Origin of the sequence: Mycobacterium sp., from assembly GCF_040398885.1 — a bacterium.
Lineage (GTDB): Bacteria > Actinomycetota > Actinomycetes > Mycobacteriales > Mycobacteriaceae > Mycobacterium.
The window spans coordinates 1-21,997 of the sequence record NZ_JBBATF010000004.1; the positions used below are offsets into that span (position 1 = coordinate 1).

A 21,997-nucleotide genomic window follows, 5' to 3' on the forward strand; every position below is an offset into this window, starting at 1 on the left:
GGAGAAGTCTTGAGGGAATGCCGTAGGACCCGGGTTCGATTCCCGGCAGCTCCACTTCAGACGGGCCAGGCCGAAAGGCCTGGCCCGTCTTGTTTCCGGCCGGCCCGGCCGGCCCCGCCGTATCCTTGCCGGCCCCCGGCCCGGGTCCGCATACCGCCAACCGGTCCCATCGGCGTGACCTGCGCGTTAATGTCTTTGTGCGCCGAGTTTCGCCGGCGTCGCCCGAGGGGAGGCTTTGGTGGGTTCACGCCTGTTCGCGCGTCGCAGACCGGGGGCCGTCCTGGTTTGTCTGCTGATGATGGTTTCGGCGCTGCTGGGGACCCCGCCGGCGCCGGCCGACCCGGCCCAGGGCGCCCACATCACCGAGATCAGGCCCGTGACCGACCGCTGGGACAAGGTGTCGGTGTTCTCCCCGGCGATGAACAAGGTGATCGTCAACGACGTCTACAAGGCTCCCGGCGGCGGGGCGCCGACGCTGTATCTGCTGCCCGGCATCGACGGCGGGGACAACCTCGACCCGGGGGCCAGCTTCGCCCCGGGCACCAAGAGCTGGTTCGGGATGACCGACATCCAGGGCTTCTTCGCCGACAAGTACGTCAACGTCGTCTCCCCGCTGGGTGGGCAGTTCAGTTGGTGGACCGACTGGATCGCCGACCCCGCCAAGCAGTACCAGACCTACATGACCCGCGAGTTGCCACCGCTGATCAACGCCACCTACAACGCCAACGGCCGCAACGCCGTCGGTGGGCTCTCCAGCACCGGGGGCACCGCGATCGACTACGCCGTGCAGGCGCCCGGGCTGTTCCAGGCGGTGGCGTCCTACAGCGGGTTCCCCGCCAGTTCGGACCCGCAGGCGGCCCAGCAGATCGGGATCACGCTGATGTCCGGCGGCGCCAGCGCCGAGGCCATGTGGGGCCCGCAGGGCGGCCCGCTGTGGATCGCCCACGACCCGTCGAAGAATGTCGAGAAGCTGCGCGGGGTCGCGGTCTACGCCGCAGCCTCCGCCGGCGGCCAGGGGGCGGTCGACCGACTGCCGCCCGGATTCGGTAACAACTTCGCCGGCGGGTTCATCGAAGGCATCGTCGCGGAGAACACCAAGCGGTTTGCCGATGCGGCACGGGCAGCCGGTGTTCCGGTCAATTACGTTGTGCGTCCCGAAGGTACGCACACCTGGGGTCTGTTCGAGTCCGAGATGCAGGAGTCCTGGTTCACCACCATCGGGCCGGCTCTGGGGGCCGCCTAGCACTTTCCGGTCGGCGCGGTGCGGGGGTGTGCCGCACGCCCCGGTCCCCCCGGGGTCGCTCGACCGCGACATGCGGCCCAGCCACCGCCAGCCCGGCCGCCCACGCGACCACACCGAACCGAACACCGGGATGAACCGCCATCGAACGCCCCTGCCACCCGAAGTAACGGCGAGCGACGTTACTCCCGGGTCATCGGCTCCTGAAAGGTGTTTCGACGAAATTCAGCCCGGCAGCTTCACCCTGTGGCGCGTCGAACGTCGGCCGTCGCGTCGATGTCGGCTGTCGCCGACCCGTTCAACGCCGTCACGATGCAGTGGGCCTCGCCGACCAGATCTGCTACCCGGCCGAGCTGCCCTTCGTGATCATCGGGGTGCTCGCGTATCAACTGGCGCAGCATCCCCCTGGTCTGATTCAGCCGCATACCGGTGATCGCCAGCGCCAACTTGGTATCCACTGATCTCCCCTTCCCCCCGGAAACCCTCCCCTGAGATCGACACGAACGCTCAAGCGGACGCGATCCTGCCTGAGTACCGATTGCCGTTTTGCGGCGATTTATGCCGCACCTCCGACAAAACCAGAAAACTCCCCGTTTGTCTCGGCGGAGACCTCGGGCCGGATTCGGCTGCTCTAAGGTGGCGTGATGGCTCGGCGCGCGGGCGACATCCGGCGAGTCGACCCTGGGTGCCCGCCGCCGACACCGTTCACCGACGCCGTCGCCGCCGTTCGCTCGGGCGCGACGGACTTCGCCGGGGCCGCCGCCGGCCTGCTGGAGAAGCTGACCGACGGCGAGTTGCTGTGGATCCTCGACGGCGACCGGTCGATTCGCGAGACCCTCCGCCGGGCCGGCCGGCCGTTCGCGGTGCCGGTCGTCACGGCCGGGCGGATCGACCGTGTCGGGATTCCCGGTGTGCGATTCACCGACGGCCCCCGCGGCGTGACCGTCGGCGAGGCGACCAGTTTCCCGGTGGCCATCGCCCGCGCCGCGACCTGGGATGTCGACATCGAACGGCGCGTCGCGGCGGCCATCGGGAAGGAGGCGCGGGCGATCGGGGCGAACTTCTGGGGCGGGCTGTGCGTCAACGTCGCACCGTCGCCGGGATGGGGAAGAGCCCAGGAGTCCTACGGCGAGGACCCGCATCTGATCGGCGAAATGGGCGCCGCGGCGGTCGAGGGCGCCCGGCCGTGGGTGATCACCAGCGTCAAGCACTTCGCGCTCAACTCGATGGAAGAGGCCAGGTTCCGTGTCGACGTCCGGGTATCCGACGACGTCCTGCACGAGCGGTATCTGCCGCACTTCCGCCGCGCCGTCGACGCCGGGGTCGACTCGGTGATGAGTGCCTACAACTCCGTCAACGGCCAGTGGGCCGGACAGAACCGCACCCTGCTGACCGACATCCTGCGCGGGCACTGGGGTTTCACCGGCTTCGTCCACACCGACTGGATCTGGGGACTGCGCGACCCGGTCGACTCGGTGTCGGCCGGCCAGGACCTGGAGATGCCGTTCCGTCAGCAGCGCGCCGCAACACTCCCGGCGGCGCTGCGGTCCGGAAGTCTCTCTCGCACCGACGTTCTCGCCGCGGCCCGCCGCCTGGTGGAGACCCAGATCCGCTTCGCGGTGCGCGCCGAGCCCACCCCGCCGTGCGAGGTGGTCGCCGGTCCTGAGCACCGCGCGCTGGCCCGTGAGGTCGCCCACCGCTCGATGGTCCTGCTGCGCAACGAGAAGCTGTTGCCTCTCACCGATCGGAACCGCGGGCGCGTGGCCGTCCTGGGCCGGCTTGCCGATCAGCCGAACCTGGGTGACACCGGATCCTCCAACGCCACGCCGCCCGCGACCGTCTCGGTTCTGGAGGGCTTGCGGGAACGCCTCGGCGACCACGTGGTGAGCGCCGTCGCCGACGTCGGCCTCGCGCGCGGCGCCGATGTCGCCGTCGTGGTCGCCGGTCTTACCCCGGCGGACGAGGGCGAGTCGCTGGTGGCCCTCGACAGCGCTGCGCTGAGGTTGCTCGGCGGCCCGATGAGGTGGGCGCCCGTGGCTGAAATCGCCAGTGCCGCATCGCGAATCGCCCAGCGCTGGAAGCCCTTCGGTGGCGACCGGCGCGAGCTGGGTCTCAGCGCCGAGGACGTCGCGCTCATCAGAGCGGTCGCGGCGGTGAACCCGCGGACCGTCGTCGTCGTCATCGGGGGCGGGACGATCATCGTCGACCCCTGGGTCCGCGAGGTCGCCGCAGTTCTGATGGCGTGGTACCCGGGCATGGAAGGCGGCCACGCGATCGCCGATGTGCTCCTGGGCGACGCGGAGCCCGCGGGACGGATGCCGGTGGCCGTCCCGCGGGAGCAATCCCATGTGCCGCAATTAGATTGGCGGGCCAATTCGGTCACTTACGGCCGCTGGTGGGGCCAGCGCAAACTGGACCACGACGGGGTGGTCGCGGCCTATCCGCTGGGTTTCGGCCTCGGCTACACCACCTTCGCCGTCACGGATCTGATCGTGGGGCCCGTCGTCGGGGAGGCGTTCGGGGTTTCGGTGCGGGTGACCAACACCGGCGGGCGCGACGGCCGGCATGTGGTGCAGGTGTATGCGGTCCGGACGCTCGATCAGCGACCGGTGCGCCATCTGGTCGGGTTCGCAACGGTCCCGGTCGCGGCCGGGGAGGCGGTGCCGGTGACCGTGACCTGCTCGACCCGGCCGCTGCAGCGCTGGGCCCCGGGAGGATTCGTCCTCGACGCCGGTGCGGTGACCGTCGAGGCGGGAAGCTACTGCGGCGACCCGGATGCCGCGCGCGCACGAACGCGACTGTGAGGAGTCCCACCCAGTCCGGCCCCGGCGCGAGCAGACGTTGAATTCCACGAAACGCCGACGGGCCGGGGCAGTTTACGTCTGCTCGCCGACGGGGGCGGCCATTGCATACCATCGGTCGGCACGCGGGCTTGGCGCCCGCCACCGACCGAAGGGCCCCGATGAGTTTCAGGAAGATCGCTGCGGCGCTGGCCGTCGCATTGCTGGCCGCAGGCTGCACGCCGCCGTCCGCGACGAACAAACCGGTACCCGGGGCATCCCGGGCCGTGGTCATCGTCTCCGGCGGCGGGGCGACGACTCCGTTCACCACGCCGACGCAGGCCTGCGCCAGCGGGGACGGGTTCCTTTCGGCCGGTAACAGCGCGACCGCTCTGCGCGACCACCTGCTCAACGAGGGCAAGCAGGTCTACACCGCCCCGGCGATGGCCGGCTGGGGGACCGTCGCCGAACCCGACGCGAAATCGTTCGGGCCGTTCGCCGGGTGCCCGACGGTGCTGCCCGAGGAGATGACCATCATGGCCACCGGTGACATCAACGCCGGCGGCGAACGGCTGGCCCGCTTCCTCGGACACCTGTACAGCCACTACGGGGTCACCGACGTCGATCTGGTCGGGCACTCCAACGGCGGGTTGTGGAGTCGAGCCGCGATCTGGGTGCTCAAGCACACCGGCTCGCCGATGAAGGTGCGCAGCCTGACCACGCTGGGCACCCCGCACGAAGGGTCGGTTCCCGGCCGGTTCACCTGGAAGGAGATCGGGATCGAGGCCTGTAAGGGCGACGCCTTCTGCGAGGCGTTCAACAAGTCGTGGGTGCCCTACGCCGAGAAGGGCGACAGGGGCATCAACCGCGAGAACACCATCGGCTACCTCAACGGGCCGGACGGTTGGAACGCCGCGCAAGGCGATGCCCTGCAGGGCATTCCGGTGACCCTGATCGGCGGCACCTACTTCGACAAACCCGGCGGCGACCCGACGGTCTGGCCCTACGACGGAATCACCTCCAAGACCAGCGCCTGGGCGGCCTCGCTGCCGGATTCGGTGATCCCGCACCGCACCTGCTGGTCGGCGCCGTTGACCCACAGCATCTTCGTCTCCGACTTCGCCAAGCTGGACTGGTCCACCGCGATGACATGGAATACCGATGCGCTGCAACGGGTGAACAAGGCGATCGAGGACAGCGACACCGCACTCGGCCAACCGAACCGGCAGGGCTGCTGAGTTTCGTTCCCCCGTCCGGACGGCTCGCCGGGCGCTGCGGATCTGAAATCCGAACGTTACCGGTTCATGCTCGTTCCCGTTGGCCTGCCGTGACACCGTCGACCCGTGGTCACACCCGAATGGAAGAAGACCGACGGCCGGCTGGCCGCCCGTTGCGCAGCGGTCGCCTCCCTCGGGGCGGGGGTGATCCACTCCGCCGCCGCCCCGGCGCACTGGCGGGACTGGCTACTCTCCGGACTGTTCTTCGCCGCAGTCGCGATCGTCCAGCTGACCTGGACCTTTTTCGCCTGGTCCCGACCGACGGTTCTGGTGCTGGCCACCGGGATCGTGGTCAATCTCGGACTGATCGCGTTGTGGGTCACCTCGCACACCACCGGGGCGCCGTTCGGGCCGAACGCCGGTCAGCCCGAAGCGGTCGAGCCCGCCGGAATCTGCGTGCAACTGCTCCAGTGCTACGTCGTCATGGGGGCGGCTTGGGCGTGGTTCCGGGGCTATCGGGCCGAGGAGGTGTCCGGCTTCAACCGCGCGATGGTGCTGCTCGGCGCCAACGCCGTGATGATCGGTGCGGTCGCCGTGGGACTGACGTCCAGCCTCGTCGGCCATCGGCACCACCATGGGGGACCGGCTGTCATGCAGGCCGAAACACCCGCTGCGATCCCGACGTCCGGGCCGTCTTCCAGCCCGCCACCCGAACAGGGTCTGCCGGTAACCGATATGGGACTGGACACCGGCGCTGCGGTGGAGCCGACGCCGGTCACGCCTTCGCCCGACGGTCACCAACACCACCACGACTAGCGCGGGCGCGGGGCCGGTCGACGCCGGCGACCCACAGCCTATTCTACGAACCTTCACAGGACGGCTTGCGATGTTCTGATTCAAGTCGGGCAAGCTTGGGGGAGAACGCCGTACGACGAAGGGGATGAACGTGAACGTGATCAAGTCGAGGACAGTGATTACCGGGGTGGCCGCGCTGGCGGCGGTGGCCGCAATCGCGGGGTGTGGCAACACCGCCACCAAGGAGGCGACGTCCACGTCCGCGTCCGCGCCGACCTCGGTATCTGGGGCGACTCAGACGCCGACGTCCGCACAGGCGGCGGCGCATAACCACGCGGACATGATGTTCGCGCACATGATGATCCCGCATCACCGGCAGGCGATCGAGATGAGCGACATCATCCTCGCCAAGCAGGGCATCGACCCGAGGGTGGTCGATCTGGCCGAGCAGATCAAGGCCGCCCAGGGGCCGGAGATCGAGCAGATGCAGGGCTGGCTTAAGCAGTGGGGCATGGACATGGGCGACATGCCCGGCCACGGCGGTATGGGCGACATGCCCGGCCACGGCGGTATGGGCGACATGCCGAGCGGTTCGATGATGCCCGGGATGGGCGACATGGCCGGAATGGACGGCATGTTGTCGCCGGCCGAGATGGACGCGCTGAAGAACGCCGGGGGTGTCCAGGCCGCCAAGCTGTTCCTGACCGGGATGATCAAGCACCACCAGGGCGCGATCACCATGGGGCAGGACGAGATCAAGAACGGCCAGTTCCCCGACGCCGTCGCGCTGGCCAAGGCGATCGTCGAAAGCCAGCAGAAGGAGATCGACACCATGAACCAGATCCTCGGCTCGCTGTAGCGGCCGTGCCCCCCGACGCCGAGACGACGCGGCAGTGCCCGGCCTGCCGTGGGCAGGTGCCGGGCGGGGCGTTCTGCGGCGCCTGCGGCGCCGATCTCGACGCGGGTGTGAACGTCCGGACCGCGTTGCTGCGGCCCGGGGTATTCGCCGCCGCACCACCCCAGCCGCTGTTCGCGCCGGAGATGACCGGTTCGTTGTTCCCGCGACTGGCCAAGCCGGCCCGATTGCCCTTCCAGGTGGCGCTCATCCTGTTGCTGCTGTCGATGCTCGTGCTGTCGGTACTGGGGGCCAACGGGCCGCACGGGGCGGTCTTGATCCTGGGCGGTCCCCTGCTGTTCGTGATCTACATGTGGCAGTCGGACGACTTCCGGGACATCTCCGGGCGCGCGCTGATCATCACCGCGGTGACCGGCGCCGGCCTGGCGGTGCCGTACTGGCTCGTCACCGGGCGACTGCTGGCGGGCACGTACGGGGTCTCCACGGCCGCCGGCATGGCCATTCAGAACATCTTCGAGGGCCTGGCGCTGACCATCACCCTCGGGGGGGCGTTGGTCATGGTGCTTCCCCCCGTCCTGGTCCGGTTGTTGCGCGTGCCGGTGCGCGAGACCCTCGACGGATACGTCATCGGGGCCTTCGGTGCCCTTTGCTACATGGCGGCGTCGTCGCTGACCTGGATGCTGCCGCAGATCTTCGCGGGCCTGCTCGATTCGCAGAGCCCGTGGCGGATGTTCGCCGACGCGGTGACCTACGGAATCATCGACCCCCTGTGTTCGACGGCACTGGGCGGACTGGTCGGCATGGCCCTGTGGTTCCGGCCGCGCGGCGACCACGCCCCCCGCGCCCGGCGGGCCCTGAACACCTGCATGGCGATCACCGCGGTGCTGTACGTGTCGGTGTGGGTGGTCGACGCGCAGTCGTTCCCGGACGTCGTACAAGTTGCGGTCAACCTGGTGTTGGCCGTGTTGGCCTTGATCACGTTGCGTGCCGCGATCCAGATCGTGTTGCTGCACGAGACGCCCGGTCCGACTACCGGCAGGCCGATTCTGTGTGTGCACTGCGAGAAGGTGGTGCCGGACACGCCGTTCTGCGTGTCCTGCGGGGCTTCGAGGAAGGCGTCCTCGCGGTCCTCGCGGCGCCTGCGCCGGGAGTCGCCGCCAGTCCCGGAAGTCGCATAGTGCGACTTGAGGTTTATACTCGAGGCGAGTTCAACCAACAGAAAGTTTGGGGAATCATGTCCTCTTCCCGCGTGATCCGTCAGATCGCACTGGTGGCCGGCGCCGCCGCCATCCTCGGGTCGGGCGCCCTGACCGCCTGCGCCAAGGAGAAGCCGGCCGAGACCAAGCCGTCGAGCAGTGCGCCCGCCGTCTCGCCCACCGAGAAGGCCAACGTCGGCTCCTTCGCGCCGTCGGTCACCGCCCGTCCCGCGCCCACCGCGCTGCCGGGCAACGTCATCTCCGGTAACTGATCAGGGCGGCATGGCCCGCTCCGCATTCAGCGGGGTGGGTCGCCGCGCCAACTGAAACTATCGACGTACCTCCCCATGTCGATGGCGACCTCGGTGTTGGCCGCCGAGGGCGGTCCCGGACCGAATTGCGGGGAGAACCGCCGGAACGGCCCCTCGGCCAGGGCCACCAGGGCCAGGCCGTTCTTGACCGCCGCGATGACAATCAGCCGCTGGTCGTTGCGGTTTGACAACCCGGGCGTTTGGAAGTCCGCGACGACACCGTATCCGGCTTCGTAACCGACTGTGGCGTTGGGCAATTCGTAGGCGATCCGCGCGATCGGGAACTGAACCGCCAGTATCTGCTCGACGACCGCGCGGGCGTCGCGGTCGTTCGCGGTCAGGCCGAACAGGCGCAGTACGCCACCGTCGCCGGTGGTGAGTCGTGCGGTCACACCGTCCTGCCCGGTGGTGACCTGATACTTACCGCCGGGCGGGGGATGGGCCACCGAGAACTCCCCACTCGTAGCGGTGAACCGCGGAAGTGATTCCACCGGAACCGAATTCGGCGGCGCGCCACAGTCGGGCGGGCAGGCGTAGATGGATTCGTTGGCAACAGCCCTGTCCCAGAGGGTGACGGTGACGGCCGCGATCCCCAAGACCAGTGCCAGGACTCCCAGGGTGGCCAGATAGCGCGGCCGAGCGGCCCCCGCGGCCGTATAGCGTTCCCGCGGCACCGCCACACCGTCGAATGTCCCCGTTCTCATGAGCCGGCCCTGACCAGCATGATGTTCTTCACCAGATTCTCGACGTTGGGGGTGCCCAGGCCGGTGACCATGTCGTAGCCGTTCGTGCTGGAACGGGTGATGGCATTGCCGCCCAACCGGATGTCGCGGAACCCCGGGAACACCGACGATGCGGCCACCCGGTAGAGAATCGGATTCAACCGGCCCAGTGGCTCGGCGCCGCGGGCGACCAGCCTCTGGTTCATCAGCGCCGCCAGCCCGGCCCAGATCGGCGCGGCCTGGGAGGTTCCGCCTCCGACAAGCACCTGCTGGTTGAAGACCACCCGAACCCCGGTGAAGGGGTCGGCCACCGCGGAGACATCGGGCACCAGTCGCCGGTCGGGCAACGATCCGGCGGCGGCTACGGTCTGCCACACGGGTCGCGGGAACAGCGCCGACGCCCCGCCGGCCGTCCCCTGCGTGAGCGGGACGTCGTACCAGGCCTGCTCGTCCAGCCAGACCCCTTCGGCGTCGGTGGACAACTTGGTCCCGCCGACGGAGGTCATCTCCGGTAGCGAGGCCACCGCGTCGACCCCGATGTCATCGGCGTTGGGCGGATCCGACCACCTGAGCCCGCCTTTGCATTCCAGGCCGGCGAGGTTGCCGCTGGCGTCGAACGCGGTGGTGCCGTTGCGCACTGCTGCCGCCAGTGCGGCGCGCACCGGGGCGAGGTCCGCGCCGGTGAACATCCGGTCGCATCCCCAGCCGATGGAAAGGCTCCAGATCGCCGCGGGGAACTGCCGATCGACCGACTCCATCAGCCGGCCTAGTTTCTCGAAGGCTCCGCCGCCCTCGTTGTCGACGGTAGTGCGGGCATTGACCAGAACGAGTTTCGCGTCGGGCGCGATGGCGTGAATCACCTGCAGGTTCATGTTCGCCTCGCCGCTGCGGCGATCCGGCATGCCGCCGACCACCTGCGGCGCGAACCGCGGCAGGCCGAACATGTCGGCGAAGGTGTCCATGTCCTGCTGCAGGAAGCCGTCGAAGGCGAACACCACCACCGTTTGGCCCTTGCCGGTGATGCCGTCCTTCACCAAAGGCGTTGCGTTGTAGGCCTGCAACAGCTGAGCGGGTAGCAGTCCGCCGTCGGGTACATCGCGCGGCGGCATGGGCATCGACTCCCGGGTGGGAACGTGTCCCAGGATCCGGCCCAGCCCGGTGACCTCGGCGCCGGCCTGCCGAGGGACGCCGGGCTGTTGGGGCGAGGCGTAGAAGACGCGGTCTTTGATCCGGTAGTCGCGCACCGCGACTCCGAACGCGGCGGAGACGGCGGCCGGGGGGCCCTCGATCACCGCCCAATCGTCGCCGTCGCGCCACCGCACCGACAGGCCGCGGGTGCGGGCCCAGGCCGCGAACCGGACGGGTTCGGCCGGACGGCGCAGGGCGGCCGTCATCTGCACACGGTCGAAACGGGCCGGGCCCAGGTCGGTGGACTCGGCGAGCATGCGGGCATAGGGGCCGCCTATGACGTCGGCGCGCACGGGCCCGGTGGGCCCCTCGGCGCGGGACAGGGCCGACACGGCCAGGGTCACCACCGCAGCCGCCGCGGCCAGGCCACGTCTGGTCATTCCACCGATCTAAGCGGATTGCGCGCGGCCATACTGGTGCAGTGCCTGATCGCATGCCTGATCGCAACGTCCTGGGCGGCCCCCTTCATGAATGCGGCACCGACCCGCTCACCGGTTTCCACCGCGACGGGTGCTGCTCGACCGGCCCGGAGGACCGCGGCCTGCACACCATCTGTGCGGTGGTCACCGCGCAGTTCCTGGAGCATCAGCGCTCCATCGGAAACGACCTCTCAACACCGTTGCCGCAGTACCGATTCCCCGGCCTGGCGCCCGGGGACCGGTGGTGTGTGACCGCACGTAACTGGCTGCGGGCGCACCAGGACGGGTGCGCGGCGCCGGTGGTGCTGGCGGCCACCCACGAGCGCACCCTCGACGTCGTGCCACTGGAGGTGCTCCGGGAGTACGCGGTCGACGTGCCCGACGACCTCGCCGGGTTGTGAGACGGGTCAGCCCGCCATGCCCGGCGGCGCCGAGCGCTACTATATGCGTATGCATGCAGATAAGCAGGTTTGCCGGCGCCGGCTCGACGACGACCAGGTCGGCCTGATCGTCGAGGTGTTCCGGATGCTCTCGGACGCCACCCGGGTGCGGTTGTTGTGGGCCCTGGCGGATCGCGAACTGTCGGTCAGCGATCTCGCGGAGACGGTCGCCAAGCCCGGGCCTGCAGTGTCGCAGCACCTGGCCAAGCTGCGGATGGCGCGTCTGGTTCGCACCCGTCGGGAGGGCACCACCATCTTCTACAGCCTGGAGAACGACCACGTGCGCCAACTGGTGACCGACGCGGTGTACAACGCCGAACACGCCGGGCCGGGCATCCCGGGCCATCACCGCGGCGAGCACGAACTGGCGCGACTGCACGGCGAGCATCGAGAGGCCGGGGCCGGATGAGCGAGCACCGCCACGGCCACCGCAACGGCCATCACCATGGCGGCGGCTTCCTCACCCCGCACAGCCACGACCACGCCGACAGCGTCGACGACGCACTGGAGCACAGCGCGCTGGGAGTTCGCGCGGTCAAGGTCAGCCTGGTCGCCCTGGTGCTCACCGCGCTGTTCCAACTGGTCGTCGTCGCGATGTCGGGATCGGTGGCGCTGGCCGCCGACACCGTCCACAACTTCTCCGACGCCCTGACCGCCATCCCGCTGTGGATCGCCTTCGTTCTGGGCAGACGGGCGGCCACCAAGCGCTACACCTACGGCCTGGGCCGGATGGAGGATCTCGCCGGGCTGTTCGTCGTGATGATGATCGCGCTGTCAGCGGTCGTCGCCGGGTGTCAAGCCGTTCGCCGTCTCGTTCACCCGATCGCCGTCGACCATCTCGGGTGGGTCGCCGTCGCCGGGGTGATCGGTTTCCTCGGCAACGAACTGGTGGCGCTCTACCGGATCCGGGTGGGCCGGCAGATCGGCTCGGCGGCGCTGGTGGCTGACGGATTGCATGCCCGCACAGACGGTTTCACCTCGCTGGCGGTGGTCCTCGGCGCTCTCGGGGTCTGGCTTGGCTTTCCGCTGGCCGACCCGATCGTCGGGTTACTCATCACCGCGGCGATCCTGGTCGTGCTGCGCACCGCCGCGCGCGATGTGCTCTCCCGCCTACTCGACGGCGTCGACCCGCATCTGGTGGAATCCGCCGAAGACGCACTGGCGGCCGAACCGGGCGTGCGCGCGGTGCGCCGACTGAGGATGCGCTGGATCGGCCATCGCCTGCACGCCGACGCCGAACTCGACATCGACCCCGACATCAGCCTCGGCGAGGCCCACGCGTTGGCACACAGGGCCGAACACAGTCTCACCCACGCCGTGCCGAAGCTGTCCTCGGCGTTGATCCACGCCTACCCGGCCCCCCGGTGGCACGGTTCTAACCCCGCGCCGAGCCCTCGAGTGCCTGGCCCTGGGCGCCCTGCAGGAGGCAGATGACGGTGCTGGGCAACGGGTTGTTCGCGGTGCGGTCCTGATCGGAGTCGATCAGATAGGACACGGTGAACGGGCTTCCGGCCGAAGCGCGGCCGGTGTACTGCAGCAACCCGGCCTCGCACTGGGCGTTGGCGGTGCCTTCCAGCGCGGCGTCGACCGGGATCGGCGCGCGCAGGAACGTCTCGGCCAGATGCGGTTGCGAGCAGTCGACCAGCGTGACCGTGACCACCGCCGGGTCGCTCGACGGGAGTTCGGCCAGACAGTCCCCGGGCTGCAGTTCTATCCACTTCACGGTGCGCGGTGGCTGCGTGGGCGCCGGGGTCGGGGCGGCCGACGTGCTGCCGGACTGTGCGGATGCCGGGTTCTGGGCCGACGGCGACGCCCCGGTGTCGGCCGGCTTCGTCGCGGCGCAACCGGCCGTCCAGGCGGTCGCCAGCGCGACGGTGAGACCGGCCGCGATTCGCTGCACACCCATGATGTCCGCACTCAACCTTTCTGCCGCCTCGGCGATCGCGGATTCCTTTATAGCCCGTCGCTCATTCCTCCATCTCGCGCATGCAGCCCCCTTCGCCTGATTCGAAAGTGCGCCCAGGTCGATGTTTCGAGGGCCGAGCTGTGATTTTGTCGATCTGGGCGCACTCTCGCGGCAGTCGAATGATCGAGGAGGGGAGGAGCAACGGTGAATCACTGGTCGGCAGTTGCGGCCGCGGTGGTGTTCGTATGGCTCGGGATGGTGCTGGCCATCTCGTTCCTGGAGGCCCCGCTGAAGTTCCGGGCACCGGGTGTGACGATCCAACTCGGCCTGGGCATCGGGCGGCTGGTGTTCCGCGCGCTCAATATCTGTGAGGTGGTGCTGGCCGCGCTGGCACTCGTGGCTGTGGTTCTGGGTCGACCTTCGACGGGGGTGTACCTCGCACTGGGTCTGGCGGTGGTCTCCTTGGGCGCCCAGGTGCTGGGCGTGCGGCCGGCTCTGAGCCGGCGCTCGGATGCCGTGCTGGCCGACGCGGCGGTCGCCGAATCCGGGCGATCCCGCGCGCATTTCGTCTACGTGGGGTTTGAGGCGGTCAAGGTGATCGCACTGTTGGTGAGCGGCGCGCTGCTGCTCGCGTGATGGGGAGGGAACTATGCTCGCCGACAGCCGCGAGGCTCAGTGAGTCCGAAGGCCACCGAGCCAGTGGCCGGCCAGAGCGGCGGCCAGGCCGAGCGCCACGCTGACCGCGATGTTGGACGCCGCGGTCCGCCACTGTTTTTGCTCCGCGAGCGAACGGCTTTCGAGCATCCAGCCGGAGAAGGTCGTGTAGGCGCCCAGAAAGCCGGTGCCGACCAGGACGGCGGTCTGATGGCTCGGCGCGAAGCCCGACACGACGCCGAGCAGGAAGGCTCCGGTGACGTTCACCGTCACCGTGCCGATGGGGAAGGTCATGGCGAGTTGGCGGCTTACGCCCTTCTCCATCACCAGTCGCGCCACCGCGCCCAGGCCGCCGAAGACGGCCACGCCCACCCACAGGGCCGGGGTCACCGTCGCACCCGTCCGCGGGCCAGGTAGACGGCGAGCAAGCCCACGACGAGGCCGGCCGTGGTGTAGGCCCCGGCCAACAGGTAGTGCCCCTGCTGAATCATCAGCAGGGTCTCCACCTGAACCGTGGAGAACGTGGTCAGCCCACCGCAGAATCCGGTGCCCCACAGCGGCCGGCGAAGATCGGAGGTTGCCAGGCGAGTGCCGAGGAAACCCAGCAGGACCGTGCCGACGACGTTGGCCACGAAGGTCGGCCACGGCCAGCGTCCGGGATCTGGGACGGCAGCCGAAGCCAGTGCCGCGCGCGCCAGCGTTCCGGCCGCGCCGCCGACGAAGACCACGGCCAGCGTTTTCGCGTCATGTCCGAGCAGCGGTGTCCCCTTCCGTCGACAAGGGCACAGTATGGCGGGCCGACGGGCACAATTGCGGTCATGGCGGCCAACCCCCGCGCCGGCAAGCCGGCGCTGCCCGAAGACCTCATCGACCTGTCCCGCGTGGTGACGGCCTACTACACCGTGCAACCCGACCCCGACGACGTCGCTCAGCAGGTGGCGTTCGGCACCTCCGGGCACCGCGGGTCCAGCCTGGACGGGGCGTTCAACGAGGCGCACATCCTGGCCACCACGCAGGCCATCGCCGAATACCGGGCGGCGCAGGGCACCACCGGTCCGCTGTTCATCGGCCGCGACACCCACGGGCTCTCCGAACCGGCGTGGGTGTCGGCACTGGAGGTGCTGGCCGCCAATGAGGTTGCGGTGCGGATCGACTCGGCGGACCGCTACACCCCGACGCCCGCGGTGAGCCACGCCATCCTGACCCACAACCGGGGCCGGACTTCCGGTGTCGCCGACGGGATCGTCGTCACGCCGTCGCACAACCCGCCCCGGGACGGCGGATTCAAGTACAACCCGCCTAACGGCGGTCCTGCCGACACCGAGGCCACCAGCGCTATCGCCAAGCGCGCCAACGAGATTCTGCGCGGCGGCCTGCGCGAGGTGAAGCGGGTGCCGCTGGCCACCGCCCTGCAGCGCGCCCAGCGGCACGACTACATGGACGCCTACGTCGCCGACCTGCCCAACGTGGTGGACGTCCACGCCATCCGCGCCCAGGGGATCCGCATCGGCGCCGACCCGCTGGGCGGGGCCAGCGTGGACTACTGGGGTGCGATCGCCGAGCGGCACAACCTCGACCTGACGGTGGTCAATCCACTGGTCGACGCCACCTGGCGGTTCATGACGCTGGACACCGACGGCAAGATCCGGATGGACTGCAGTTCGCCGAATGCGATGGCCTCCCTGATCGCCAACCGGGACAGCTACCAGATCGCCACCGGCAACGACGCCGACGCCGACCGACACGGCATCGTCACCCCCGACGCCGGGCTGCTCAACCCCAACCACTATCTGGCCGTGGCGATCGACTACCTCTACCGCCACCGCCCCGGCTGGCCGGCCGGCGTCGCCGTCGGCAAGACCGCGGTGAGCTCGTCGATCATCGACCGGGTGGTCGCCGGACTTGACCGCACCCTGCTCGAGGTCCCCGTCGGTTTCAAGTGGTTCGTCGACGGGTTGGTCAGCGGCACAATCGGATTCGGCGGTGAGGAGTCCGCGGGGGCGTCGTTCCTGCGCCAGGACGGCGCGGTTTGGACCACCGACAAGGACGGCATCATCCTGTGCCTGCTGGCCTCGGAGATCCTGGCCGTCACCGGCAAGACCCCGTCGCAGCGTTACACCGAACTCGCCGAGACCTACGGCGCCCCGGTGTACGCGCGGATGGACGCCCCGGCCGACCGCGAGCAGAAGGCGCGGCTGTCCAAGCTGTCGCCGGAACAGGTCACGGCCACCGAACTGGCCGGCGAGCCGATCGTCGCCAAGCTCACCAACGCCCCGGGCAACGGCGCTCCCATCGGCGGACTGAAGGTCACCACCGCCAGCGGATGGTTCGCCGCGCGTCCGTCGGGCACTGAGGACGTCTACAAGATCTACGCCGAATCCTTCAAGGGCCCCGAGCACCTGGCGGAGGTGCAGCAAGCCGCCCGCGAGCTGGTGAATACAGTCATATCCTGACTAATTTCGACAGCCGTGGTCGAATACTTCTTGTGGATGGACTGGTGATCCTCGGCTTGCCGCTGCTTGTGCTACTCCTCGCCTGGATTGTCTGGCATTAGGCAGTGTTCAGCTTTTCCACCGCCTCGGCCGCCGCAATGAGCGTTCGTCATCGAGTGCGTAACTGACGCTCCCCAGGCAGGGGCCCCTTGGCCGTCATGGCTGCGAAGAGGGTCAGGAAAGCCGCGGCAGGAACGGTGTTGGCCACCGAGTCGCGAACACGCACGTGCGCCCCGACGGCCAGCGTGAAGTACAGCGTCAACATCGCCGTGGTCAGCCTCGCCAGCCCGGGAAACCACCGCGCCGACAGCAGCCCGACGGCGGCGGAGACCTTGACAACCGGCAGTATCGGCCGAATGTTCTCTGGGCAGCCGACCGTGTCGAGGCTCTTCTTGATGGGCGGTACCTGGGCCGCGCAGGCGGCGGCGTCCGCTGCTTGGAACACCGCCAGAGCGGTATAAGTCTTCGGTGAGGTCAACGCGCCCATGGCGGAAATCCTATCCGCGCCGAACAGCTTGGTGATTTCGCGCCGGAATACAGTCATTGGGTGAGTTCCATCGCGCGGGAGTCGTCCTCGGAGTCGAAGGTCGCGCTGCCCCGCGAGGTCTGGTCGCTGATCGTGGCCAACGCCATCATCGCGCTGGGCTACGGGGTGGTGGCCCCGGTCCTGCCGCAACTGGCCCGGCAGTTCGGCGTCAGCATCAGCGCGGCGACGTTGGTGATCACCGCCTTCGCGGTCATGCGGCTGTGCGCGGCGCCCCCGACCGGGTTCCTGGTGCGGCGGCTGGGGGAGCGGCGGATCTACGTCAGCGGGGTGCTGATCGTGGCGCTGTCCACCGCGGCGTGCGCGTTCGCGCACAGCTACGGGCAGTTGCTGCTGTTCCGGGCGCTCGGCGGAATCGGCTCGACGATGTTCTTCGTCTCGGCGCTGGGCCTGATGATCCGGATCAGCCCGCACGACGCCCGAGGCCGGGTGGCGGGCATGTTCTCCGGTGCGTTCCTGGTCGGCTCGGTGGCCGGCCCGGTGGTCGGCAGCCTGACCGCGGGCCTGGGTCTGAGCGCCCCGTTCCTCATCTACGGGGCCCTGCTGCTCTTCGCCGCGGCCGTCGTCCTGGTCAGCCTGCGTGACTCGCCCTTGGCGGCGCCGGCCGAGCCCGACGAACTGACGGTGACGCTGCGGGTGGCGTTGCGGCACCGGGCCTACCGCGCGGCGCTGCTGTCCAACTTCGCCACCGGATGGTCGCTGTTCGGGCTGCGGTTCGCCCTGGTGCCACTCTTCGTCGCCGAGGCCCTCGGTCAGAGTCCGGGCGCGGCGGGTCTGGCGCTGGCAGCCTTCGCGGTCGGCAACGTCTCGGTGGTGCTGTACAGCGGCCGGCTCTCCGACCGGATCGGGCGGCGGCCGCTGCTCATCGCGGGTCTGGCGCTGGCGGGGATCTCCACGGCGGTGCTGGGTCTGGCCGGCTCGGTCCCGGTGTTCTTCGCCGGGGCGGTTCTTGCCGGGGCGGCGTCGGGGGTCTACAACTCCCCGCAGCAGGCCGCGGTCGCCGACATCATCGGCAAAGCCCGCGGCGGAACCGCGATCGCCACCTTCCAGATGATGTCGGATCTCGGGTCGATCATCGGCTCGTTCGGGGTCGGGTTGCTGGCCCAGTGGTTCTCGTTCGAGTGGGCCTTCGCGCTCAGCGGGGCGATCCTGGTGCTGGCGGCGGTCGGGTGGGTGTTCGCTCCGGAGACCCGGGACGCCTCGCCGGTGGAGCACACGCCGGCCCGGCCGCCGGGGCCGGAGGCGACGGGGGAGTTGCTCTAGTCGGGGGGCGGATGCCCGGGCTCCGCGGGAGCGCAAGGCTAGTGCCCCGCGGCTCGGGGCTTTCGGGGTGGGTCGGCGGCGGTTTGTTGTCGCTCGCGGGCGGGCACTCGGGTTAGTGGTTGGCAGCGGCCGCGGCCTGGTGGGGTTTTGAGGCCGCTGCGGCGGTGGTGTAGTTTCGACACGCACCTGGGGCTATGGCGCAGCTGGTAGCGCACCACACTGGCAGTGTGGGGGTCAGGGGTTCGAGTCCCCTTAGCTCCACTTTTGAAAACCCGAGGCCTTGGGGCCTCGGGTTTTTTGCTGGATCGGGTCGTTGCGGGGCCGAATGTCCTAACTATGTCCTATCGCTAGTGAAATTGCCGCTGGTTTGGCCGTCGGTGTCGGTGGTGGTCGTTACTGTCGGGCCACGAGGAGGACGGCACTACTGGGGAGGTGGGACTCACATGGGGGAGCGGCCACGGCGGACACTGGGCGAGCGCGGTGCGCAACCAGACCCCGTACGCGGCATTGTTTACGGAGAGCCCGCGCCGCCGCCAGACGCCGCCCAGGAATATTTGGATAAGAAGGCCCACGAGGCGAAATGGTGTAGCTGCGGCCTCGCGCTGCCGGTGACCGGCCAGTGTGACGACTGTGACTAACCCGCGTTGCAGGGTGGGTTGGCAGGCACTGTATTAGCGGTGGCTGGGTTTGTCGGAGATCGGCGGTAGCGTCCGCCGGAACCAACGCAGCATCCGGGGGTGTCGTGTTCGCTTTATACGACCCGTGGGCGGAGCCTGAACTGGCGATGAGCTTCTAGAACGACCCAACTGGGGCGCGCCCGGTCAGTGGAGGTGACGGCCTCGACGTGCCTTCGCCCGTTCCCCGTAACAGAGTGGGCGGCGCGGGAGATACTGTGAGTTATGAGGAAGAAGACAACCACCCTGCTGCTGGCCTCGCTGGCCGTGGCCGCCGTCCCGTTGACGTTCGCAACGGCGGCGCAAGCCGAAATCTGCGGCGGCGTGGGCGGACGGCACGTCGAGGTCGGCGGCTGCACGCCCGGGATCGTCGGCGGTGTCGCCGACGCGGCGGTCGCGGGAGCGGCCGTGGATGCGATCGCCCATCCGTGGGGTTACCCGCCACCCCCGCCGCCTGCGGCTTGGCCGCCCCTGCCGCCCGGTTTCCTCCCGGAGCCGACTTTCCCCGGCCAGCCGGTCTGCTACATGCCCACCGGGCAGCCGTACTTCACCCCGGGTAACGCGCCCTGCTACCCCGCGTAGGTTCTCGGGGAACCAACCCGATGACCTGACGAGCACCCGACGAAAGCCCCCATGCCCGACGAGCAGATCGCAGACGCCCCACCGAGGCACCTCTCCATCGACCCGCGCAGCCCCTTCTACAGCGAGGAGGTGCTCCGCCGCGACGTGGGTGTTCGCTTCAACGGCGTCGAGAAGACCAATGTCCACGAATACGACGTGGACGAGGGCTGGGTGCGCGTTGAAGTTCCCACCGCCCGGGACCGCCGGGGAAACCCGATGGTCATCAAGCTGAGCGGGACGGTTGAGCCCTATTTCCGCGGGGCGGAATAGCGGGTACCGCCGGATGGCGGGGGCGGTGGCTCAGAAGCTGTGGCAGTTGTTGACGGCTCTGCCGATCGGGCCGTTGGACGAGTCCATGATGTCGTTGCTGACACCGGCCCACCGCTCGTAGCCGAGGATCCCCTCCAGCGTGTTCACCTGCTGCTGACGCTGCCCCGGAGGGGCGGCCAGGAGCACCGCAAGCCCGACCCGCAACTGCTGCTCCAGCTTCGGATCCCCGTTGATCTTCCCCCAGACGACGGGGTCGTTTCGCTGCATCGAGGACATGATCTGCTGCTCGGAGCAGTTCGTGGAGTTCAAATCGTCGGCATGGGCCGGTCCTGCCAGCGCGAGGGCAAGGCAGGCCAGGCCGGCCGCCGTGCCCAATGTGGAAAGCCCGCGCACACCCTTGCTCGTTTCGCTCATGCCGGGGATCCTAAGGTGCCCGACCCGGCGGTGTCCTGTCTTCGGTAGTCCAGGGATTCCTATAGTCCAGGGATGACCAACAGCGAACCTCCCGCCGTCCCGGGCGCCCGCCGTTCCTTCGTCGAAGCGCGCGGGGTGCGGTTCCACGTCACCGAGGCCGGGCCGGTCGACGGCCGGCCGGTGATCGCCCTGCACGGATGGCCGCAACACCACTGGGTCTACCGCGACCTGCTCGCCGACCCACCTCCGGGGCTGCGGATCATTGCCCCCGACCTACCCGGATACGGCTGGTCGGGGCCCCCGCCGCACAAGTGGGCCAAACAGGACGTGGCCGACGACGTGCTGGCCCTGATGGACGCCCTCGGCCTGGGCCGCGCGCTGCTGGTCGGGCACGACTGGGGCGGCTTCGTGGCCTACCGGATGCTGCTGGGCGCCCCGGAACGTTTCGACGGCTACCTTGTGTGCAACATGGCCCACCCCTGGCAGACGCCGCGCACCACGCTGCCGCACTTGTGGCGGTTCCTGGCCTACCAACCCTTCGTCGCCGGCGTCGGCGTGCCCTTGCAGCGGCGCACCCGCTACCTGGAGAGGGTCATCTTCGGCTCCGGACCCAGGGCCCACCGCGTCGATCGCGCCGTGGCGAGGGCGTATGCCGGGAGGTTCCGCGACCCGGTGTGCGCACGAACCGCCACCGACACCTACCGAACCTTCCTGCTGCACGAATTGCCCTCGGCGGCAAGGAATCCCGAGCAGCGACGCGCGACCCGTCCGATCCGCGCCCTGTTCGGCATGCACGATTTCGCCGTGCATCACTCACTGGCGTCGCCGGACACCGCCAACGCCGACGACTACACCTTCGAACCGGTCGACGCCGGCCACTTCGTCATCGACGAGCGGCCCGACCTGGTTCGGGCGCGACTGATCGCACTGGCCGACGAAACGAAGTAGTCAGGGCAGCTTCCTGGCGGCCAGTTCGTCGGCGGCGATGCTGATGGCGCGCTCGGTCAGCCTGCTGTCCCGAACCGCCACCGCGCCGCGGCGGTGCACCCGATCGCGATAGTCGGCCAGCGCCGAAACCCGGGCGGCCAGCAGAGCGATCCTTTCGGTGCGCATCCGGGTGTCGGCCTCGATGGTCTGCCGGACCTCGGCGTCGTCTCGGAGCCTGCCGCGTTTGAGTTCCTCGGTCATCTCGCGGTCTTCGGCGATCTGGCGGGCACTCGCGCCGATCTCGGCCAACTCGTCCCACAAGTCGATCGCCGCCACGTCCAGGCGGGTGGACCCCCAGCCGGCGGCCCGCTGGATCTCCGAGGCGACCTTGGCCGCGCAGTAGGCCAGTGTCCCCTCGTCGCAGGTGATCATCTCGGTCAAGGTCGACCGGTATTCCGGGTCCAGGCAGTCCCCGCTGAGTCGGGCCTGCGCGGCCTCGCATCGGGACCTCAGCGCGTGGAAGTCCAGGACCGCCCGCTCGGTCGAGATCGAGACCACCACCACGGCCGCCACCGCACCGAGCAGCGCGACGGCCCCCAAGCCGGCCAGGAGCGGCCGCCCGGCGGCCATGCCGACGACCCCCACCAGGACGGCGAAGACGGACACCCACCCGCACAGGAACCCGGTCCGCTGCCTGAGCAGAACCTCCCCGGGCACCGCGAGGGCGTCGGGGTGGGGCAGGCGCTCCTCGCCGCGGTAACGGGCGGCGACAAAGGACAGGAACCTCGTGTCCTCGGGGATCTTGGGGGCGACACCGGTCAGGCGCTCCCACCGCGAGGGCATGTTGCAGCGCCCGAATACGTCTCTCGGTGCAATCCGGCGACTATCCCCGGCAGGCTGTCTCTCGGCCATGAACCGCCCCCCAGTTAACTTTTCTTCGACGATACCGATACCTCCCCACAAACGCATTCCAGAGGATCTCCGCAGCTCAGAACGTTGCGCATAATGAGCAGAACCAAGCAGATCGTGCAGTTCGTCAGTAGCGAGCACAATCGCGACACTCTCCCC

Annotated in this window: 25 protein-coding genes and 1 tRNA gene; 17 read left to right on the forward strand and 9 right to left on the reverse strand. The window is 69.2% G+C overall.

Annotated features, from left to right (window positions below; translation table 11 throughout):
• Nucleotides 1–238: 238 nt before the first annotated feature.
• On the forward strand, nucleotides 239–1,243 hold the full coding sequence (locus ADBZ5U_RS00745) for an alpha/beta hydrolase (RefSeq protein WP_526261343.1): 1,005 nt from the start codon (nucleotides 239–241) through the stop codon (nucleotides 1,241–1,243).
• A gap of 236 nt (nucleotides 1,244–1,479) precedes the next feature.
• Here ADBZ5U_RS00745 and ADBZ5U_RS00750 read toward each other — a convergent pair whose 3' ends face one another.
• Nucleotides 1,480–1,686 carry a hypothetical protein gene (locus tag ADBZ5U_RS00750; RefSeq protein WP_526261345.1) on the reverse strand — a complete coding sequence of 69 codons (207 nt, stop codon included), beginning with the start codon at nucleotides 1,684–1,686 and terminating at the stop codon, nucleotides 1,480–1,482.
• A 198-nt stretch (nucleotides 1,687–1,884) separates the two neighbouring features.
• On the opposite strand from ADBZ5U_RS00750, the gene ADBZ5U_RS00755 reads away from it, so the two are divergent.
• The 6 genes from ADBZ5U_RS00755 to ADBZ5U_RS00780 all read left to right on the forward strand — a co-directional run bounded on the left by ADBZ5U_RS00755 (nucleotide 1,885) and on the right by ADBZ5U_RS00780 (nucleotide 8,356).
• The gene (locus tag ADBZ5U_RS00755; protein ID WP_526261347.1) at nucleotides 1,885–4,044 is read left to right on the forward strand and encodes a glycoside hydrolase family 3 protein; all 2,160 of its coding nucleotides are present in this window, start codon (nucleotides 1,885–1,887) and stop codon (nucleotides 4,042–4,044) included.
• Between the two features lie 158 nt (nucleotides 4,045–4,202).
• A complete protein-coding gene (locus ADBZ5U_RS00760) occupies nucleotides 4,203–5,258 on the forward strand; it encodes an esterase/lipase family protein (protein WP_526261349.1) in 1,056 nt (351 codons plus the stop codon).
• 105 nt (nucleotides 5,259–5,363) lie between these two features.
• On the forward strand, nucleotides 5,364–6,053 hold the full coding sequence (locus ADBZ5U_RS00765; protein ID WP_526261351.1) for a hypothetical protein: 690 nt from the start codon (nucleotides 5,364–5,366) through the stop codon (nucleotides 6,051–6,053).
• A gap of 124 nt (nucleotides 6,054–6,177) precedes the next feature.
• Entirely contained in the window at nucleotides 6,178–6,891 is a 714-nt protein-coding gene (locus tag ADBZ5U_RS00770) for a DUF305 domain-containing protein (RefSeq protein ID WP_526261353.1), read from the forward strand.
• A gap of 5 nt (nucleotides 6,892–6,896) precedes the next feature.
• Nucleotides 6,897–8,066 (forward strand): zinc ribbon domain-containing protein, encoded by a 1,170-nt coding sequence (locus ADBZ5U_RS00775; protein ID WP_526261355.1) that lies wholly within the window; start codon nucleotides 6,897–6,899, stop codon nucleotides 8,064–8,066.
• 56 nt (nucleotides 8,067–8,122) lie between these two features.
• On the forward strand, nucleotides 8,123–8,356 hold the full coding sequence (locus ADBZ5U_RS00780; RefSeq protein ID WP_526261357.1) for a hypothetical protein: 234 nt from the start codon (nucleotides 8,123–8,125) through the stop codon (nucleotides 8,354–8,356).
• Between the two features lie 26 nt (nucleotides 8,357–8,382).
• On the opposite strand, the gene ADBZ5U_RS00785 is transcribed toward ADBZ5U_RS00780, so the two are convergent.
• Nucleotides 8,383–9,099 (reverse strand): hypothetical protein, encoded by a 717-nt coding sequence (locus ADBZ5U_RS00785; RefSeq protein ID WP_526261359.1) that lies wholly within the window; start codon nucleotides 9,097–9,099, stop codon nucleotides 8,383–8,385.
• On the reverse strand, nucleotides 9,096–10,685 hold the full coding sequence (locus ADBZ5U_RS00790) for a S53 family peptidase (protein ID WP_526261361.1): 1,590 nt from the start codon (nucleotides 10,683–10,685) through the stop codon (nucleotides 9,096–9,098). Before ADBZ5U_RS00790 ends, ADBZ5U_RS00785 begins: the two co-directional genes overlap by 4 nt.
• Before the next feature lie 53 nt (nucleotides 10,686–10,738).
• Between ADBZ5U_RS00790 and ADBZ5U_RS00795 the strand changes: the two genes are divergently transcribed.
• The 3 genes from ADBZ5U_RS00795 to ADBZ5U_RS00805 are packed head-to-tail and all read left to right on the forward strand — an operon-like array spanning nucleotide 10,739 to nucleotide 12,598.
• Nucleotides 10,739–11,125 carry a DUF2237 family protein gene (locus ADBZ5U_RS00795; protein ID WP_526261428.1) on the forward strand — a complete coding sequence of 129 codons (387 nt, stop codon included), beginning with the start codon at nucleotides 10,739–10,741 and terminating at the stop codon, nucleotides 11,123–11,125.
• A gap of 49 nt (nucleotides 11,126–11,174) precedes the next feature.
• A complete protein-coding gene (locus ADBZ5U_RS00800) occupies nucleotides 11,175–11,573 on the forward strand; it encodes an ArsR/SmtB family transcription factor (RefSeq protein ID WP_526261363.1) in 399 nt (132 codons plus the stop codon).
• Nucleotides 11,570–12,598, forward strand: a complete 1,029-nt coding sequence (locus ADBZ5U_RS00805) for a cation diffusion facilitator family transporter (protein WP_526261365.1) — start codon at nucleotides 11,570–11,572, stop codon at nucleotides 12,596–12,598. The genes ADBZ5U_RS00800 and ADBZ5U_RS00805 overlap by 4 nt, the downstream gene beginning before the upstream one ends.
• Here the strand turns inward: ADBZ5U_RS00805 and ADBZ5U_RS00810 are convergent.
• A complete protein-coding gene (locus tag ADBZ5U_RS00810; protein ID WP_526261430.1) occupies nucleotides 12,540–13,070 on the reverse strand; it encodes a hypothetical protein in 531 nt (176 codons plus the stop codon). The two genes, ADBZ5U_RS00805 and ADBZ5U_RS00810, sit on opposite strands and share 59 nt — an antisense overlap.
• Before the next feature lie 204 nt (nucleotides 13,071–13,274).
• Between ADBZ5U_RS00810 and ADBZ5U_RS00815 the strand changes: the two genes are divergently transcribed.
• Entirely contained in the window at nucleotides 13,275–13,706 is a 432-nt protein-coding gene (locus tag ADBZ5U_RS00815; RefSeq protein WP_526261367.1) for a hypothetical protein, read from the forward strand.
• A 36-nt stretch (nucleotides 13,707–13,742) separates the two neighbouring features.
• On the opposite strand, the gene crcB (ADBZ5U_RS00820) is transcribed toward ADBZ5U_RS00815, so the two are convergent.
• Both crcB (ADBZ5U_RS00820) and crcB (ADBZ5U_RS00825) read right to left on the reverse strand, forming a co-directional pair.
• Complete coding sequence (crcB, locus tag ADBZ5U_RS00820) at nucleotides 13,743–14,114, reverse strand: fluoride efflux transporter CrcB (RefSeq protein ID WP_526261369.1); 372 nt, start codon at nucleotides 14,112–14,114, stop codon at nucleotides 13,743–13,745.
• Nucleotides 14,111–14,482 carry a fluoride efflux transporter CrcB gene (crcB, locus tag ADBZ5U_RS00825; protein WP_526261432.1) on the reverse strand — a complete coding sequence of 124 codons (372 nt, stop codon included), beginning with the start codon at nucleotides 14,480–14,482 and terminating at the stop codon, nucleotides 14,111–14,113. Before crcB (ADBZ5U_RS00825) ends, crcB (ADBZ5U_RS00820) begins: the two co-directional genes overlap by 4 nt.
• A 60-nt stretch (nucleotides 14,483–14,542) precedes the next feature.
• On the opposite strand from crcB (ADBZ5U_RS00825), the gene pgm reads away from it, so the two are divergent.
• Nucleotides 14,543–16,177: a phosphoglucomutase (alpha-D-glucose-1,6-bisphosphate-dependent) gene (pgm, locus tag ADBZ5U_RS00830; protein ID WP_526261371.1), complete on the forward strand. Its 1,635-nt coding sequence runs from the start codon at nucleotides 14,543–14,545 to the stop codon at nucleotides 16,175–16,177.
• Between the two features lie 148 nt (nucleotides 16,178–16,325).
• On the opposite strand, the gene ADBZ5U_RS00835 is transcribed toward pgm, so the two are convergent.
• A complete protein-coding gene (locus ADBZ5U_RS00835; RefSeq protein WP_526261434.1) occupies nucleotides 16,326–16,703 on the reverse strand; it encodes a DoxX family protein in 378 nt (125 codons plus the stop codon).
• Between the two features lie 60 nt (nucleotides 16,704–16,763).
• Between ADBZ5U_RS00835 and ADBZ5U_RS00840 the strand changes: the two genes are divergently transcribed.
• From ADBZ5U_RS00840 to ADBZ5U_RS00855, 4 genes are all read left to right on the forward strand, one after another.
• The gene (locus ADBZ5U_RS00840) at nucleotides 16,764–18,023 is read left to right on the forward strand and encodes an MFS transporter (protein ID WP_526261373.1); all 1,260 of its coding nucleotides are present in this window, start codon (nucleotides 16,764–16,766) and stop codon (nucleotides 18,021–18,023) included.
• A gap of 188 nt (nucleotides 18,024–18,211) precedes the next feature.
• Nucleotides 18,212–18,284: transfer RNA gene (locus ADBZ5U_RS00845), tRNA-Ala, on the forward strand.
• A 638-nt stretch (nucleotides 18,285–18,922) separates the two neighbouring features.
• The gene (locus ADBZ5U_RS00850; protein ID WP_526261375.1) at nucleotides 18,923–19,279 is read left to right on the forward strand and encodes a hypothetical protein; all 357 of its coding nucleotides are present in this window, start codon (nucleotides 18,923–18,925) and stop codon (nucleotides 19,277–19,279) included.
• A 51-nt stretch (nucleotides 19,280–19,330) separates the two neighbouring features.
• Nucleotides 19,331–19,588, forward strand: a complete 258-nt coding sequence (locus ADBZ5U_RS00855) for a DUF3297 family protein (protein WP_526261377.1) — start codon at nucleotides 19,331–19,333, stop codon at nucleotides 19,586–19,588.
• A gap of 30 nt (nucleotides 19,589–19,618) precedes the next feature.
• Here the strand turns inward: ADBZ5U_RS00855 and ADBZ5U_RS00860 are convergent, their stop codons facing one another.
• A complete protein-coding gene (locus ADBZ5U_RS00860; protein WP_526261379.1) occupies nucleotides 19,619–20,002 on the reverse strand; it encodes a hypothetical protein in 384 nt (127 codons plus the stop codon).
• 72 nt (nucleotides 20,003–20,074) lie between these two features.
• Here ADBZ5U_RS00860 and ADBZ5U_RS00865 point away from each other — a divergent pair, with 72 nt between their 5' ends.
• Nucleotides 20,075–20,950, forward strand: coding sequence for an alpha/beta fold hydrolase (locus tag ADBZ5U_RS00865; protein WP_526261381.1), 876 nt, complete (start codon nucleotides 20,075–20,077; stop codon nucleotides 20,948–20,950).
• Here the strand turns inward: ADBZ5U_RS00865 and ADBZ5U_RS00870 are convergent, their stop codons facing one another.
• Nucleotides 20,951–21,772 carry a hypothetical protein gene (locus tag ADBZ5U_RS00870; RefSeq protein WP_526261383.1) on the reverse strand — a complete coding sequence of 274 codons (822 nt, stop codon included), beginning with the start codon at nucleotides 21,770–21,772 and terminating at the stop codon, nucleotides 20,951–20,953.
• Nucleotides 21,773–21,997: the final 225 nt, after the last annotated feature.